15 protein-coding genes are annotated in these 17224 nt (G+C 55.0%); 3 read left to right on the top strand and 12 right to left on the bottom strand.

All coding sequences use genetic code 11. From position 1 onward, the window contains the following. Positions 1–20: 20 nt before the first annotated feature. On the bottom strand, positions 21–1037 hold the full coding sequence (gene yiaK / locus ACXIZX_RS24905) for a 3-dehydro-L-gulonate 2-dehydrogenase (protein ID WP_479405371.1): 1017 nt from the start codon (positions 1035–1037) through the stop codon (positions 21–23). After that, on the bottom strand, positions 1018–2583 hold the full coding sequence (locus ACXIZX_RS24900) for an MFS transporter (protein WP_479405370.1): 1566 nt from the start codon (positions 2581–2583) through the stop codon (positions 1018–1020). Before ACXIZX_RS24900 ends, yiaK begins: the two co-directional genes overlap by 20 nt. Positions 2584–2873: 290 nt before the next feature. On the opposite strand from ACXIZX_RS24900, the gene yahO reads away from it, so the two are divergent. Continuing rightward, positions 2874–3143 (top strand): DUF1471 family periplasmic protein YahO, encoded by a 270-nt coding sequence (gene yahO / locus ACXIZX_RS24895; protein ID WP_154157509.1) that lies wholly within the window; start codon positions 2874–2876, stop codon positions 3141–3143. Positions 3144–3278: 135 nt separating this feature from the next. Here yahO and ACXIZX_RS24890 read toward each other — a convergent pair whose 3' ends face one another. The 3 genes from ACXIZX_RS24890 to ACXIZX_RS24880 all read right to left on the bottom strand — a co-directional run bounded on the left by ACXIZX_RS24890 (position 3279) and on the right by ACXIZX_RS24880 (position 6271). After that, positions 3279–4415, bottom strand: coding sequence for an HlyD family secretion protein (locus ACXIZX_RS24890; RefSeq protein ID WP_154157510.1), 1137 nt, complete (start codon positions 4413–4415; stop codon positions 3279–3281). A 3-nt stretch (positions 4416–4418) separates the two neighbouring features. Then, positions 4419–4733 carry a DUF3302 domain-containing protein gene (locus tag ACXIZX_RS24885; RefSeq protein ID WP_479405369.1) on the bottom strand — a complete coding sequence of 105 codons (315 nt, stop codon included), beginning with the start codon at positions 4731–4733 and terminating at the stop codon, positions 4419–4421. A gap of 470 nt (positions 4734–5203) precedes the next feature. Beyond that, positions 5204–6271, bottom strand: coding sequence for an SDR family oxidoreductase (locus ACXIZX_RS24880; protein WP_479405368.1), 1068 nt, complete (start codon positions 6269–6271; stop codon positions 5204–5206). 100 nt (positions 6272–6371) lie between these two features. Between ACXIZX_RS24880 and ACXIZX_RS24875 the strand changes: the two genes are divergently transcribed. Further along, positions 6372–7274: a LysR family transcriptional regulator gene (locus ACXIZX_RS24875; RefSeq protein ID WP_479405367.1), complete on the top strand. Its 903-nt coding sequence runs from the start codon at positions 6372–6374 to the stop codon at positions 7272–7274. Between the two features lie 54 nt (positions 7275–7328). Here the strand turns inward: ACXIZX_RS24875 and ACXIZX_RS24870 are convergent, their stop codons facing one another. From ACXIZX_RS24870 to ACXIZX_RS24840, 7 genes are all read right to left on the bottom strand, one after another. Further along, a complete protein-coding gene (locus tag ACXIZX_RS24870; RefSeq protein ID WP_479405366.1) occupies positions 7329–7979 on the bottom strand; it encodes a methionine ABC transporter permease in 651 nt (216 codons plus the stop codon). Next, positions 7963–9063: a methionine ABC transporter ATP-binding protein gene (locus tag ACXIZX_RS24865; protein WP_479405365.1), complete on the bottom strand. Its 1101-nt coding sequence runs from the start codon at positions 9061–9063 to the stop codon at positions 7963–7965. Before ACXIZX_RS24865 ends, ACXIZX_RS24870 begins: the two co-directional genes overlap by 17 nt. Positions 9064–9065: 2 nt before the next feature. After that, positions 9066–9872 carry a MetQ/NlpA family ABC transporter substrate-binding protein gene (locus ACXIZX_RS24860; protein WP_179452337.1) on the bottom strand — a complete coding sequence of 269 codons (807 nt, stop codon included), beginning with the start codon at positions 9870–9872 and terminating at the stop codon, positions 9066–9068. 20 nt (positions 9873–9892) lie between these two features. After that, entirely contained in the window at positions 9893–11254 is a 1362-nt protein-coding gene (locus ACXIZX_RS24855; RefSeq protein WP_479405364.1) for an LLM class flavin-dependent oxidoreductase, read from the bottom strand. Next, positions 11251–12453, bottom strand: a complete 1203-nt coding sequence (locus tag ACXIZX_RS24850) for an SfnB family sulfur acquisition oxidoreductase (RefSeq protein ID WP_479405363.1) — start codon at positions 12451–12453, stop codon at positions 11251–11253. The genes ACXIZX_RS24855 and ACXIZX_RS24850 overlap by 4 nt, the downstream gene beginning before the upstream one ends. A 9-nt stretch (positions 12454–12462) precedes the next feature. Then, complete coding sequence (locus tag ACXIZX_RS24845; RefSeq protein WP_479405362.1) at positions 12463–13668, bottom strand: SfnB family sulfur acquisition oxidoreductase; 1206 nt, start codon at positions 13666–13668, stop codon at positions 12463–12465. Between the two features lie 365 nt (positions 13669–14033). Next, positions 14034–15458, bottom strand: coding sequence for a hypothetical protein (locus tag ACXIZX_RS24840; RefSeq protein ID WP_479405361.1), 1425 nt, complete (start codon positions 15456–15458; stop codon positions 14034–14036). A gap of 270 nt (positions 15459–15728) precedes the next feature. Between ACXIZX_RS24840 and ACXIZX_RS24835 the strand changes: the two genes are divergently transcribed. Then, the gene (locus ACXIZX_RS24835; RefSeq protein ID WP_061719135.1) at positions 15729–17123 is read left to right on the top strand and encodes an amidase; all 1395 of its coding nucleotides are present in this window, start codon (positions 15729–15731) and stop codon (positions 17121–17123) included. The last annotated feature ends 101 nt before the right edge of the window (positions 17124–17224 follow it).

Below are 17224 nucleotides of genomic sequence, written 5' to 3'. Positions count from 1 at the left end.
TTTAAAATCCCCCGTTTTAATCATCGACCCGCCAGTTGCTGAACTTCCTGCCAAACACCATCATCAACCGGAATCCCTTCAACCCTATTACGCTCACGGGTAGCGCGTTGACGCTGACCGGGCCATGTGACGTGATTGAATCCCTCCGCAACCTCAGATCCATTCACATACTGCTGAATAGTCTCAGCCAGTTGATCGCTGAAATCTCTGCCGCTGAGTTGCGCCGGGTCGAAGACCATAAAGATCTGGCTGGCTCCGGTGCAACTGCCTTGCTGGATAGTGTCAATTTCGGCGGTACAACTTCCGCCTGAAAGTAGAGCGGCCATCGCATCCAGCAAAATCGCCAGGCCGGATCCTTTCCAGTAGCCCGTTGGCAGAATACGCATTGATTGCTCGATAGGCGCAGGATCGCTGGTCAGGTTTCCCTGCTGATCAAATCCGCCGGGGTACGGCAGTTGCTCCCCGTTCAAACGCGTCACCTGCAGCTTGCCATATGAATACTGCGACATCGCCATATCCAGCACCAGCGGCCCTTGTTTCCCGGGTACCGCCATCACAAACGGATTATTGCCGAGTCGGGTATTTTTACCGCCCCACGCAGGCATGCAAGATTCAGTGTTGGTCCAGCAAATTGCGGCCATTCCCTGTTCTGCCGCACGCCATCCATAGGTGCCACCCCGCATCCAATGCGTCGTGTTACGCATCGCTACCAGCCCCATGCCATGTTCACGCGCTAACTCAGTCGCGCGGTCAACGGCCAGAATGGCATTGGTAATGCCCGGCCCGCGCTGCCCATCCCACACTTCCATCACGGCCAAACTCTTGACGCGTTCCGGTACGGCGTTCGCATCAACCCAACCTTTCTTCAAATAATCAACGAAGCGTGCGACCCGATTCAGGCCATGCGACGGAATGCCGTCGCAGCTGGTTTCGGTATGAATTCGCGCGCACAACGCCGCTTGTTTCGCCCCTAGTCCAGCATTTAATAACGCCTGCTCAATCGTAGACTGCATAGTTTCAAAGGTGATGCGTGTCATGTTGCTGGTTTCCTTTAGCAGTAAGGTTTTCTGCGCGTGGATCGATGCGCTTCATAATGTCGTTTTTGCCCCATAAACTGGGCCACGGCCAGCCGGTTAGTCTTTCTGCGACCGCGCGCGTTTCGGCGGAGGCTTCGGCGGGATTTCCGCCCGCATGGCGGCGCTGAATCTCAACAATCAGCAGGGCGTGATTGTGGCGGTTCAAACTAAAACCACGGGCGCTAAACAGTCCGACAGTCAGGAAAATTAGCGCACCAATGCCGAATACCAGCGCGATGCCGTGAATGGCTTCGGGAGGCTGACTTACTGCGCCTTTACCCGCAAAACCATAGGATTGCAGTACCAGCCCGACAATAAATAGCGCTACTGCCTGCACAGCTTTGCGCACGAAGGTCATCACGCCAGCAAAGATGCCTTCACGACGCTGGCCAGTTAGCATTTCATCGACGTCCGGAATAAAGCTGTAGATATTCCAGCACACGTATTGGGTACCTGAACGCCCCATTCCCATAACAATCGCTGCGCCCCAAACCATCCACATCTCCGCGCTAATGCCAAACGCATAGAAGCTGATGAACAGCGCCACGCTGACGAGCATCAGGTATTGCGCCAGCTTGTAAGCCGCGCCATTACCAATATGAATACAGAAAGGGATCCAGGCAGCGATGCAGAAGAATTGCACCACCGACATAAAGGTCATGCTGTTGGCGGCATCAATAGCACTGTGACCCAGCACAAAAATGATGTAATACGCCAACACTGCGCCAAGCACATCAAGCGCCACATAAGCTCCGAGATACATGCCAACGTGCTGACGGAAGGTGCGCACCTGGAAAGTTGAGAGCAGCGAGCGGAACAGCGCTTTCATGTCACGTTTGAACTCAACCGGCGCGGGCTTCTCGGTGATCTCGATGGCGCGTTCCCAAGTGAAGAAGTAGAGCCCAAAAATTACGATGGCGAACAGCGTGGCAAAGATAACTGCCATATACAGGAACGAGGAGGAGGCGTTATCACCCAGCACAGCAATAATTGCGCCCGGCAGCCAGGCGGCAAGAATGCCGGCTCCCATTGAGAAGAACATGCGCACGCCAGTCAGACGTGAGCGCACATGGAAATCGTGAGCCATTTCCGCCGCAAGGGTTTCGTAAGGCACGATGACCAGTGTGTAGCAGGCATAAAAAAGGATGTAAGTAGCGAGATAATAGGCGAATCCCATGTCGCTGACCCACTTGAGGATGTAACTGAAAAACACCAGCGGTGCGCCAATCAGGAAGAAAAAGCCGCGACGACCGAAACGCTGCCCAAGCCGATTACGCCAAAAGTTGTCGGTTACGTAGCCCATTAGCGGATCGAAAAATGCATCCAGCAAACGCGCAAAAGCAATCACTGCACCCGCTTCAGCCGGGCTTAATCCGCCATAGGTGGTGTAGAAATACATCAGCCACAGGCCAAGAATGGTAAAACTACCGCCTCCAAAAACATCGCCGCCGCCATAGGCCAGCATGTTTCTTAACTTGATGGGTTTCTCTTCCGAACGGTTGATCATCAGCAGTACCTTGTCAGGAGTTATGCCATAAGAATTGACCCTTGATTAACTGCCATACAAGAATGTTTCGAAAATTTTGTGAGGCCTGACAAAATTCAGCGGATCGATTCGGCTAAATTGTGACCGGTAAGACGTTTCTGAAATACTGATGGAAATACAGGGTGACGTTGGAATGGATACGAATTATTGGCCAATAAAAAACGTAATGAGTTGCTTCAGGTTGTAAATGTTTCGCTTCTAAACTATACAATAATAGCAACTCATCTTTTTTCTCTAACCCAAGGATCAGTATGAAAAAGTTAATGTTAGGCTTAGTCATTAGCGCTTTATCATTCAGCTCATTTGCCGCGCAACTGATGACCAAGGTCGAGTTTGAAAAAGTAAAAGATCAGTATGTCGAGGTTGGCAATATTTCCACTTCAGGAGAAATGGATGCTGCCAGTGCCAAAGAAGAGCTGTCTAAAATGGCAGATGAGAAAGGCGGCGATATTTATATCGTGACGTCCGCGAATACCAATAACAAAATTTATGGTACTGCAATCGTCTACAAGAAAAAGTAATTTAGAAACTGCCTCAGCATGAATGTGTTTTATGCTGAGGCAGTCCTTTTCAAATGCAATAACCTTAACGTAGGGTCGCCATTCATGGCGACCGATACATTTTTAACTGAAAAACATTAAATCATCTCTGTTTTATTAATGATCAAGATACAAATAATGAACCCAGCTAGTCATGCGCAGCAATACCTTACGCATTACAGAAACATGGGAAAAGTGATCGGAATAAACAGCAACCTGCGCAAAAATACCATCCGGCAACGCATCGACTGCCGCATCAGGATCCAGTTCAACCACTGCCAGCACGCCATCCGAACCGGGATCGATCGTCAAAGATTGCAAGGTTCCCTGAGCCTGATAAGTACCGCCCGAAACCACCGGAATAATTCTCAGCAGTTTTGCGCTGAATACTTGCCCCGGCAGCGCATTAAATACCACTTCCGCTTCATCACCGGGCGTTAAACGCAACAATGAATTTTGTCGAAACTGGGCAATAACCTGACGCTTCTGTTCAGGTATAAAAATCATCACTGGGCGCAATGGCAATGATGAGGCGAAAGAACCGGGACGAATTAACACCTGCGTTACGTATCCATCACTCGGCGCACGAATAATCGTTTGATCAAGGTTATATTGCGCCTCTGCTAATTGGGCTCTGAGGCTGACAATCTGCGATTGCTCGCCGCCGACCATGCTATCCAACTGGCTTTTTATCTGCCTTTGCTCAGCAACCGATCCTTTTACCAAAGCATCCTGCGCGAGATAGTTTTGCCTTGCATCATCAATATCTTTTTCGGAAAACGGATTTACGCGGGCTTTACTGCCGGAAAGATAACGCTGGTAATTTTTGTATAACCGATCTCTTTCAGCACTCACATTTGAGGTATTCGCCAGGGATTCCTCTAATTGTCCACGTAATACCTGAATATTATGGATGGCAGTGACGAGGTCAGCATTCAACCTGTCGACGCGCGCTTTAAACAAGGTTTGATCAAGGCGGAAAAGCATATCTCCCTTTTTAATCCGCATATTTTGTTTGTCAGTGACTTCGGTGACAATACCGGTCACTTGCGGTGTCACAGGGATGGCGATAACGGCTTTTTGTGCCAGCGAAGTATAGGGATGATTATAATTCATTAATAATATCAGGCCGCTGACCAGCACAATACCGCCCAAAGCGGCTGTTGGAACTGTCCATTTATTTACCGGTATTCTGAATATTTTGAAAACGGCCCAAGCCAGAGCGACATAGGTCAATATAATCAGTAAGTCCATATGTCACCCCTTTGGAGAATCCCGGTTTACCGTCACCTTTTGTTCCAACGCCGTTATGCGTTGTTCCAGTGACGCGTTCCTACCTTCCATTCCCCAGCCTCGATCTGGCCGGTAAAGCGTGGCCCAAATCCATAAGAATGGCCATAAGACGTGGAGTGTAAACAGGCTAACCCAACCCGCGACGTGTATTGCATCCGCGTGCGGATGATTACGTGATTTTGCAATGAGATAAGGGATATCATGCAGCACAATTATCCCGTAAAAGATGACAAGAAAAACAAACACCAAAACCCCAAGCGCAAAGTAGTTAAGAAACATACCAGCCTCGAATTTAAAAGATGCGTAAAGATCAATATAGACCGCATTATTTTTCCTGAACATTTAATTAGAAAAATAATTTATTCAGCGCTCAAAATAAATAGCAGGATATGGATTTAATATGTACAATAAGATTTATATTGTACAACTTAAACAGCATAAGTGAGGATCATGACGATAGGAATAAAATCAGTTGAATGAGCATGTTAATGAATAAAAAATCATTAATTACTTATAGGGATATAGGCTAATCATAGGCAGGATGTGACTTACGTTATTTATATTTTTACCTCAACGCTTTTAGCGCAGCTTTTGCGCTCAATCCCCGAATTTATGTATATAGGTGCGCATGAATGCGCACCCTACGAAAAACGCGCCAATACTTCGTAGGGTCGCCATTCATGGCGACCATTTTACACTTAACTGACGTGCATTAGCCTTGGCAAGCTGCCCTTTCCATCAACCGAACGTTACTGCGGAATCACCTTCTCCGCTTTCAAGCGATCAAACAGCTGAGTAAATGAATCCAGCGTTGAACGATAACCGGTGAAGCCCGCTTTGCGGCTCTTGCTCATGTCGGTGAAGGCTTCCATCGGACGGCCCAAATCCGCGTCGGTGTGCCACCATGATGCCAGTTTAGTGATATCCGCTTCACGCAGCTGATAACGCGCCGCCACCTCGCGCCACGCTTCGGCAGCATCCTGCATGCGACCTTCCAGCGGCATCATCTGCGCCGGATACGCTGCTGCTTCCACGCCAAAATAGGCCGCCAGACGTGGCCATAGCCAGTTCCAGCGGAACACATCGCCGTTCACCGCATTGAAGTCCTGATTGGCCGCTTCTGCCGCAGTCGCGGCCCACAGCAGTTGTTCCGCCAGTAAACCGGCATCGGTCACATCGGACACACCATTCCACTGCTCGGGCGAACCTGGGAAAATAAACGGCAAACCTTGCTCGCGGCACAGCGTGGCGTAAACCGCCAGCGTCTGGCCCATATTCATCGCGTTACCCAGTGCAAATCCAACGATCGAGTGCGGACGATGCACGCTCCAGCGATAGCCATATTTCTCCGCACCGGCAAACACTTCGTCTTCCTGCGCGTAGTAGAAGTTATCGACAGGCTGACGTCCCTGCTCTTCGCGGAATGGCGTCACCGGCACTGCGCCTTTACCATAAGCTTCGAACGGGCCGAGATAATGCTTAAGGCCGGTCACCAGCGCCACATGCGATCCATTTAGACGCTCGCCCAGCGCTTCAATCACGTTACGCACCATCGCGCCATTCACGCGGATATTCTCTTTCTCATTTTCCTGGCGCGACCAGACGCTAAAGAACAGCGCATCCGGCTTCTCTTCCGCCAGCGCAGCCCGCACTGCGTCGGCATCCGTCAGATCGGCGGTCAGGCTGCGGCAACCTTCCGGCACCGCGCCACGTCCGCGTGATAAACCGCTCACCTGCCAACCTTCATGCTGTAATTTTTCTGCCAGCGCACGTCCAATCACGCCGCTGATACCAACAATCAATGCCTGCTTTTGCATTTCAATTCTCCTCAGTTTCAGTAATGATGAGTTTAATTGAGAATTAAATTCCCATCTCTGGCATTAATTCACGGCATTCACAACTTGAGTTCACGAATCCATGCACGATCAGCGCCTGAAAGATATCGTTCCCTTTGTTGCCAGCGTCGAGAGCGGCAGCTTTGCCGCCGCCGCTGAGCGCTTGCATCTCACCGGTTCCGCAGTGAGTAAAAGCGTGACGCGGCTGGAAACCCGTCTCGGCTCGCGGCTGCTGGAGCGCACCACCCGCAGCCTGAAACTCACCGATGCCGGTAACGCCTATTACCAAACCTGTTTACGCATTATGGAGGAGCTGGCAGAAGCCGAAGCGGTGCTGGCGGCGCAGCGCACCATTCCTTCCGGACGTTTACGCCTAGCGGTGCCGAACACCTATGGCCGCCTTGGCGTGATGCCGCTGCTGATTCCGTTTTGCCGCCAGCATCCGGATGTGGAGCTCAATCTGACGTTCTCGGATCGCTTTATCGATCTGTTTGATGAAGGGATTGATGTTGCGGTGCGCATTGGTGGCTCGCCGGATCTGCCCGCCTCGCTGGGCTGTCGCCAGATGGGGCGCGAACGCATGGTGTTTTGCGCGTCACCGGATTATCTGGCGCGCGTGGGTCGGCCCAATAGCGAAGCCGAATTGTTGCAGCATCAGGCGATCATGTATGAACGTGTCGATGGCAGCACCAAGCCGTGGCTGTTCACCACGGAAGATGGTTATCCGCACTGGCGCAACCTGCCACACCGCATGGCGCTGGGTGATGTGGATGCGCAGATGCAGGCGCTGTGTGCCGGACTGGGCGTGGCGCAGATGCCATCGTGGCTGGTACGTGAACCGCTGGCGCACGGCGAGCTGGAGATCATTCTGCCCGAGCAGCAGCCGGACGGTTTGGCCTTAACGCTGATTTGGCCGCGGCGCAAACAGCTGCTGCCCAAAGTGGATGCGCTGCTAGCGGCGTTAGAAGGTTTACAGATCCGGTAAAATCCAAACGCGCCGTAGGGTCGCCATTTATGGCGACCTGGCCAAACAACGCACCTAACGGTGATTCAACCTACGCGACAACCTGTCGCCAAAAAACTGCAGCACCGTCACCAACGCCACCAGCACTACAATCACCGTCAGCATCACCTGCATATCAAAACGCTGATAACCGTAGCGATACGCCAAATCCCCCAACCCACCTGCGCCAATCGCGCCCGCCATTGCCGAGGCGTTAATCATCGTCACCAGCGTAATGGTAAATCCGCTGACAATGCCGGGCCGCGCTTCGGGCAGCAGCACATGCCAGATAATATGCCAGCGATGGAAACCCATCGCCTGCGCCGCTTCGGTCAGCCCTTTATCCACTTCGCGCAGGCTCACCTCGGCGATGCGCGCAAAGAACGGCGTTGCCGCCAATGTCAGCGGCACCACCGCCGCCCACACACCATAGGTGGTACCGACGATCCAGCGGGTAAACGGAATTAGCGCCACCATCAGAATCAAGAACGGGATCGAACGGAACAGGTTCACCACCCAGCCCAGCACGCGATTCAGCAGCGGGCTGGGAAACAGATCGCCGCGTCCGGTCACTACCAGAATCACCGCCATCGGCAATCCGATCGCTAGCGCCAGCAGCGACGACACGCCGACCATCAGCAGCGTATCCAGCAGCCCAATCCACAAACGATCAATAGCCAGTGACATAACCCGGAATCTCCAGTTGGTCCGCAATCGGGGTTAACAGCGTCCGCGCGGCGTCCGCGTCATGCTGTGCATCGAGCAGCAGCAACATTTGCCCGGTCGGTTTGCTATCCACCCACTCCACCGCGCTATAAATTAACGTCAATTCGCCGCCAACCCGCGCACTCAGCGCCGCCAAATCCGGCTGCGCGCCTTGTCCGGTGTAGCGCAAACGCACCAGCAAGCGTGAATCGCCATGCTGACGCGCCGGCGTCAACAGCGGTTGAATCGCTTCCGGCAACGCGCTGAACTGCGGGTTAAGCAGCTGTCGCGTGGTCTCTTGCTGCGGATCGCTATACACCTGCCACACCGGCCCGCGCTCAATGATTTCGCCCTGATCGATCACCGCCACCTGATGACAGAGATCGTGCACCACATCCATTTCATGGGTAATCAGCACGATAGTGATGTGCCGCTGTTGATTGATCTTTTTCAGCAGCGCCAGAATCGAGCGCGTGGTTTCCGGATCGAGCGCCGACGTGGCTTCATCACACAGCAGCAGCTCAGGATCGTGCACCAGCGCGCGCGCGATGCCGACGCGCTGCTTCTGCCCGCCGGACAATTGTGCAGGCCAGGCGTGCTGGCGCTGCTCAAGGCCCACCAGCGCCAGCAGCTCATCCACTTTGCGCCGCCGCTGCGCCACAGGAACGCCTGCCACTTTCATCGGCAGCTCAATGTTTTCCCGCACCGTTTTTGCCGATAGCAAATTGAAGTGCTGGAAAATCATGCCGGTACCGCGTCGCCAATCCACCAGCTGACGATCGCTCAGCGTGCCGAGATCGATCCCGTCAATCACTACCTGACCACGAGTGGGATTTTCCAGCCGATTGAGGCAGCGGATCAGCGTCGATTTACCCGCGCCGCTGCGCCCAATGATGCCGAAAATCTCACCGCGCTTAACCTGCAGATCGACTTCTTTCAGCGCATCCTGAGTCTGTCCGGGATAACGTTTACTCAGGCCACGAATCTGCACGTGGATTTTCCCTGCCGTCTCAGCCGTCGGTGACAGCAACGCATCGCGCTCGCCGGGTAGCGTCAGGCTAACCATGCTTACTGGCTCCAGCCCGGCTGATACAGCTTGCCGTAGAAGTCATCAAGTTTGGCGCGCACCACCGGCGAATGTTGATAGATATCAACGAACTTCGCCAGGCGCGGATCGTTCTGATGACCATCGCGGATCACGAATTGAATCACGTATTCCGGATGCTCCAGCCCATCGAACAGTAGCGCGTTGTTCGGATCGATGGTCTTCGACAGACGCAGATAGTGCGGATAACCCTGCGCTAAATCGACTTCATCCAGCGAACGCGACAGCTGCACCGCTTCCACTTCGATAATCTTCAGATGCTTCGGATTGCTGACAATGTCATCCACGGTAGATTTGAGGCCCGCGCCGGGTTTTAAAGTAATCAGTTTGGCTTTTTGCAGCAGCAGCAGGCCGCGCGCGCCATTAATCGGATCGTTGGCAATCGCCACCGTGCCGCCATCAGGAATCTGGTCAATCGCGGTATGTTTTTTCGAATAGAGACCGATGTTATTGATGATCGCTGGCGCGAACGGCACCAGATGGAATCCGCCCTGCTGATTGGCGTTCTCAAGGAACGGTTTGTGCTGGAACAGGTTCACATCGATATCACCGTTTTCCACGCTGACGTTCGGCGCGGTCCAGTCGGTGAATTCCACCAGCTCAACGTTTAACCCTTGTTTCTTCGCCTCGGCAACGGCGGTTTCCAGCGGCGGTGCAAAGGCGGCGGTAGTGCCAACTTTCAGCGGGCCGCTGTAGTTTTCGGCGGCGACGGCGCTAAACGCCAGCAGTGCGACGCTGGCAGCCAGCGCAAAATGACGTGCAATGTTCATATCAGATCCCTGAGGTTAAATTAACGAAGGTTAACGCCGTCGCGCCAGCGCGCCGCCGGATGGCGATCGGGCAAGCGGTCTTGCTGTTGAAAAATTTTCTGCCGTAGCGAACCGGGCTGATACGCGGTCTTGAAGCGGCCGCGCTGCTGTAATTCCGGCACCACCAGATCGATAAAATCGCGGTAGCTCTGCGGATTGAGAATGCGCGTCAGGTTAAAGCCGTCGATATCGCCTTCATCGATCCAAGTAATCAACGCATCCGCGACCTGGCTCGGATTGCCGACGATCAGCGGATAGCGGCTGCCCATCGCGTGCTGCTCCAGCAAACGACGGCGCGTCCAGCCGCTGAAGGCTTTGCTCACTGATTCAATGGCACGCGTGTCGCCAGTCTGAATCGGCTCATCGAGTTCGAACGCTGCCAAATCCAGGCCAATCGAGCTGGAGAAATGCGCGATACCGGCTTCCGGGCTGGCGTATTCGAGATAGGTTTTATGCTTCTCCTGCGCTTCGCGTTCGGTTGGCGCGACAATCACGCTGACGCCCATAAAAATGCGCAGATCGTCAGGATGGCGTCCAGCAGCCACCGCCGCCTGACGCAAACGCGTCGATTGCTCGCGCATCGCCGCCGGTGACGCGGCATTCACAAAGCTGCACTCGGCGTGACGTCCGGCGAACTGCACGCCGCGCGCCGAGGAACCGGCCTGGAACAGCAGCGGCGTACGCTGCGGTGACGGGCTGCTCAGGTGATAACCCTGCACCTGATAAAACTCGCCCTGATGATTGATTTGATGGATTTTGCTGGCATCGGCGTAGCGCCGATGGGCTTTATCCTGCACCAGCGCATCATCCTGCCAACTGCCTTCCCATAACTTGTAGGTGACATCGAGAAACTCATCGGCCTGATCGTAGCGGCGGTCGTGCGCCAGCAGCTGTTGCTGACCCATGGCACGCGCGGCGCTATCGAGATAACCGGTGACGATGTTCCAGCCGATGCGCCCTTTGGTCAGGTGATCGAGCGTGGAAAGGCGGCGTGCAAACGGATATGGCGCTTCATAACTCAGATTGGCGGTGACGCCAAAACCCAGATGCTGCGTCACGCTGGCCATGCCGGAAATCAACATCAGCGGATCGTTGACCGGCAGCTGAATCGACTCTTTAGCGGTCAGGCCAATGCCTTGCTGATAGACGTCATACACGCCGAGAATGTCGGCGATAAACAGCCCATCAAACAGCCCGCGCTCCAGCAAACGCGCCAGATCCAGCCAGTAATCCAGCGAGTTGAAATCCACCGAACGATCCTGCGGATGCGTCCACATACCGTGATGAATGTGCCCAACGCAGTTCATATTGAAAGCATTAAGCAGAATCTGTTTTTGACTCATATCGTCCCCCGACGCGGCGGCAACACGCCATTCAGCAGATAGTTGCCGATTGCCGGATATTTCCAGCGCACCGGATCGTGCAAGGTGTGGGTGCGCGCATTGCGCCAGTGGCGGTCAAAGTTGTTTTCGCGCAGGCTGGAACGCGATCCGCCGAGTTCAAAAAGCAGATTGCTGGCCTCCAGCGACACTTCCGTGGTCCAGGCGCGCGCCTTCGCCACTTCCACTGACGCGAGCGCCACGTTTTCGGCACTGGGATCGCGCTGCGCCACGTCAACCGCATCACCCGCAATCGCCAGCAGTGCATCGCCCGCGCTCAGACGTGCGGCCAGACGACCGGTGCGATCGAGCGTCAACGGATCGTCGCTGGCTCGTTCTACGCCGCTGTCCGGCCAGGGTCGCGCGCGTTGACGCAGGAAATCGAGCATGTCATCAAACGCCGCCCGCGCAATACCCTGATCGATAGCCGCATGCATAATCTGCGCAAAGGGCCCAACGGTGCTCGGACGCTCAAATGCGGTCTGGAACGGCACCACATCTTCCGGCGCAATGGCTACGTCACGGAACTGCACGCTGCCGCTGCCGGTGGTGCGCTGACCAAAACCGCTCCAGTCATCAATCACGTTAACGCCGTGCTGATGGCGCGGTACAAACACCAGTTGCTCTTTGCCGTCATCGGCAATCGCCAGCGTCGGAATACGGTCGGCATACAGCGCGCCGGTGCAGTAAAACTTGTTGCCGTTGAGGCGCAATCCTTCCGCCTGCTGCGAAACCGCCGTAGAACGTTGATGCGCGGCAGGCGAACTGAATTCCGCCAGCGCATTGCCGTGATGCACGCCATCCAGCACTTCGGCGTAGAGCCGCTTTTTCTGCGCCTCGCTGCCGTTGATGCGCAACACTTCCAGCGCGTAAAAATGGTTCTGCGGCACCTGACCAATCGATCCGTCGGCGGCGCTCAATATCACGAAGATTTCGGCCAGTTCGGCGGTAGAAATCTCAATGCCGCCAAAGTCACGCGGCACGGTGATGGCACCGAGTCCGGATTGAAACAGCTGCTGCAACTCGGTGTGCGGCAGTTCACGTTCGCGGTCGCGCTGGGCTGAACCGGCACGAAAACGTTCCGCCAGTTCCTGCGCCACCTGCAATGCCTGTTGGGCATGGGTGATGCGCGATGCGCGCTGTTTAGGCGATACCTGCGTCATGGTTGCTCCTTAAATCCACGCATGACGCGCAGGCAGCGCATCATTGAGGTAATAGTTGCCGATGGCATGGGTTTTCCAGCGCACCGGATCGTGCAGCGTGTGGGTGCGTGCATTACGCCAGTGACGATCAAGTCCGTGGCGCAGCAAGGTGCCGCGGCTGCCGCCCCATTCCAGCAGTTTCTCGCTGGCACGCAGCGCCACTTCGGTGGTGAGTACTTTTGCTTCCGCTACCGCAATCGAGGCGCGCGCGCAGTTTTCGGCGGTCAGCGCTTGTTGATCGATGCTGTCGAGCACGCGGGCGGCACGCGTCAGCAGTGCGTTGGCGGCGCTCAGTTCGGTGCTGATGCGGCCCACATCGGCGAGGATGTAGGGATCGTCAGCATTGCGGCTGACATTGGCATCCACCCAAGGTCGCGAGTTGCTGCGCACAAACTCCAGCGCCTCATCCAGCGCACCTTGCGCAATGCCCGCATCTATCGCCGCCTGAATCAGCTGGGAAACCGCACCGCGCAGCGTCGGTTTTTCGGCTGCGGGCAGCGACATCAATAACGCCGGATCCACCGCAACCTGCTGCAGTTTCACCGTGCCGCTGGCGGTGGTGCGCTGGCCGATACCCGACCAGTCATCAACAATCTCCACGCCCGATGCTGGCAGCGGAATAAAGGCCATCTTCGGCTGCTGATCGTGCATCGCGGTGGTAACCAGAATGTCGGCGAACAACGCGCCAGTGGAGTAGAACTTCTCGCCGGTGAGCTGCAGGCCCTGTGACGTTGTCACCAGCTGTGCCTGCACATCACGTGTGTGTTTGGTGTTTTTCTCCGGCCCGCCGTTGCCAAGACGCTTGCCCTGCACCACCGCGCTCAGCAACTGCTGCTGTTGCGCCGCCGAACCTTCGCCGAGGATGAACTGAATCAGACCAAAGTGGTTTTGTGGGATCTGCCCCAGCGAGGGATCGCTGGCGGAGATCAGACGAAACACCTCGGCCATGGTTTGATACGACAAACCTGCGCCGCCAAATTCGCGTGGCACGCTGATGCTGCCAAGTCCCAACGCGGTGAACTGGTTGAGCAGCGCGATGGGATAGATGCGTTGCTGATCGCGTTCGACTGCGCCGCCTTTTGCCTGTTCGGCCAGATGGCGTGCGGCAGCGATGGCTTGTTCATCGCTGTTTATTACCGCCGCGCGGTTAATAATCTCGTCACTGTTTTGCGTCATAGCTGATTTCACTTTTACTGCACAGCGAAGTGTAAGCCTGCACTGAAAAACTCAGCAGGCCGTGGAATGAATAACGGATTGAAAGCGATGATAATCAGCGGGGTTAAAACAAGTAAATAGCGCGGTTATGCTATATCCGGCAATGCGTTGCCATTATTAAGCTATGGATTTAATTAAGCGCAACAACAGGCTAGCGGCGGCGCTGCGGGCAATTAGCGAGTATAAAAAAGCGGCGTGTAATTCTTAAGATCAAATAACGCAATCAAAATTTAAATAATGCATATCCCGTAGGGTCGCCATTAATGGCGACCTTGTGGAATTGTGCGGGATTTTATAAGGTCGCCATTAATGGCGACCCTACGATTTTATATTTGTGCATCAAATTGCGCGGCGGCGAAACTGCGGGTGAATTCGTTTTTCGCGCTGTGCGGGATCTGCACGCTATCAATCAACTTCGCCAGCTGATAGGTTTGCACCGTCTCATTTTGCGTCAGCTGCTGGGAATAATTCGCGGTCAAATCGCCTTTCTTATTCTGCGTCACCGACGTCTGGCTACGCTCTTCGTCATCAATCAAATGGTACTTATAGTTTTGCGACGACTTCTGGTCGGTCAATTTCACCGCCGAGGCAGAATCAAGTGCGGTGTGGAAGCTGGCCTTGAGTTTAAACAGCGTTTGCTGGGTCAAATTCTGGGTATCGCCATGCATCTGCGAAGTGGTTTTTTGCGCCACGTTAAGTGAGAAGGTGTCTTCCTCTTCCGGCTTATACGGATTACCGGAAACCGGCGTCTGCTGATACATAGCCGAGAAGTCCGCCAGCCCGCTGATCGCGCCGTTTTTCGCCGCGTTAGCATCAATTGACTTCACGCGCTGGGTATTGATGCTTTCCGCCGCTTTACCTTCGGTGGTATTGAGCGCGCGGAAGCTGTCTTTAAACAGCGCCAGCATGTCACTATCGCCATGGCCGCGCGAAGCTGCCTGATCGAATTTGCTGCTCCACTGATCCAGTGCCGCCGCCTGCTGCGCCGCGCTGCCCGCCTGCGTCAGTTTCGACATATCAGTATCAAGTTTGATGCTGACATCGCCGTTATGGAAACCAAGCCAGCGCTCCTGATCGTCGGCATGCAGATTCAGAGATTGCGTGACGTTATTGCCATTCCGTAGATCGGTCTTCAAATCGACGCTTTTCAGCACTGAACTATCAAACTTCATCAGATCGCTGATATCGAGCTTGGTGGTGCTGCCATCCAGACCATCCAGCGCTTTCTGCAAGCCCGCAGACAGTTGCCCCATCGCCGCCGCTTCATCGTTGCTCAGCTGGCCGCCGCTGGTTTTTAGCTCCACCACCAAGCCGCCCTGCTGACGCGTCATCTGCAAACTCACCTGCACGCCCGATTGCGTGGTGATGGTCAGTGCCAGTGCGCTTTGGCTGCTGCTCTTTGCGCCGCTCACCGCTTCGGTTGCTGGCACGCTCAAGGTCACGTCGCCACGATTGCTGGCCAGATTGCTCAGTAAGGTGCTGCCAAGACCGTTCATACCAACGCCGCTGGCATGCGCGGCACCGTTGATCTGCGCTTGCAGGCTGCTGGTGACATCGACGGAACTCTTGACCTGAGAGGGCTCGATTTTGTAGATAGCAGCGATGGCGTCACTCGCCTCGCTGAAGGTGACTTTGGTCGAGGCTTCCGCCGTCAGAGCGTTTTGCGCGGATTTGTTGTTCACCGCCGGCGTCACCACCGCATTCGATGCGATTAAATTTCTCAGTACGCTGCTGCCAATCCCATTTAGCATGAAAATAATCCTCGTTGTGTACTATTCCTGAGTGTTATCGGCGTATTAATGAGCAGCTTTAGCAACGTTTACAATATTCGGTCGCCATAAATGGCGCCCCTACAAGTTCAGTGCGGTTTTTGTAGGGTCGCCATTCATGGCGACCTTCTCACCACAACCTCCCAACCTGTCATTCCAGACATATCATCTGTCCGCCTAAACACAGCCGCACTTCCCGCAGTGACTTACGTTATTCATCAACACATCTCTCACTCACGAGGTAAGGTCACGATGAATAACCTGCATTACAAAAGCTTGCTGGAAATTGGCCGCTTGATTCAGTCGGGCGAAATCTCTTCGGTGGAGGTCACGCAAACCCTGCTGACGCGCATCGATACGCTCGATCGCGACTTACACAGCTACTTCTACGTGATGCGCGACAGCGCGTTGCAACAGGCGGCTGAAGCCGACGCCGAAATTGCACAAGGCAAAATGCGCGGTCCGCTACACGGCGTACCCATCGCGCTTAAAGATCTGATCTGGACCAAAGATGCGCCCACCAGCCACGGCATGATCATCCACAAAGATCGTTACCCAACTGAAGACTCCACCGTGGTGGAACGCTTCCGCGCGGCAGGTGCGGTGATTCTCGGCAAGCTGACGCAAACCGAAAGCGCCTTCGCCGATCACCATCCTGACATCGCCCGCCCCAATAATCCGTGGGGCAGCGCGCTGTGGACCGGCGTCTCCTCCAGCGGCTCCGGCGTCGCCACTGCTGCAGGTTTATGCTTCGGCTCGATTGGCACCGATACCGGCGGTTCGATTCGTTTTCCCTCCAACGCCAACGGCCTGACCGGCATTAAACCGACGTGGAGCCGCGTCACGCGTCACGGTGCCTGTGAACTGGCGGCATCACTTGATCACATCGGCCCGATGGCGCGTAACGCCGCCGATGCCGCCGCCATGTTGCAGGCGATTGCCGGTCGCGATGACAAAGATCCCACCTCCAGCAGCGAGCCGGTGCCGGATTATCTGGCGTTGATGACGCGCGGCATCAGCAAGATGCGCATTGGCGTAGATAAAAGCTGGGCGCTGGAGAAAGTCGACGAGGAGACGCGCGCCGCGCTGCAATCGGCAATTGCCACCTTGAGTTCGCTCGGCGCGACGCTGGTGGATATCACCTTGCCCGATACTGAAAAAGCCGCCGCCGAGTGGAGCGCACTCTGCGCCGTGGAAACCGCGCTGGCGCATGAAGACACTTATCCAGCGCAGAAAGATCAATACGGTCCCGGCCTGGCTGGCCTGTTGGATCTTGGTCACAGCGTCACCGCGCTGGAGTATCAGCGCTTGCTGCTCAGCCGTGCGGCGCTGCGCGGCGATATCTCCGCGCTTTTTACTCAGGTTGATCTGATTCTGGCACCAGCCACTGCTTATGCCGGATTGACCTGGGACACCATGACCCGTTTTGGTACCGATCAGGCACTGTTTAACGGCGTACTGCGCTATACCAGTGCATTTGACGCCAGCGGACATCCCACCATCACCTTGCCGTGCGGTAAAACCGCCAGCGGCGCACCGATTGGCTTCCAGCTGGTCGCGGCACATTTCGCCGAAACCACCATGATTCAGGGCGCGTGGGCCTTCCAGCAGGTCACCGACTGGCACAAACAGCATCCTGCGTTGTAAATCCGCTTTTATAACCGCCCCGACAGCATCGGGGCGGTCATTTCACCCGCTCATGGCCTGAAACTTGCTTTAACTCCCTGACTTCCGCCCTTTTTCGCCAT

The sequence above is a fragment of the Candidatus Pantoea symbiotica genome (genome assembly GCF_056491525.1).
The sequence above is the reverse complement of the archived record's forward strand: the minus strand, read 5'-3'. Positions and strand labels throughout refer to the sequence as shown.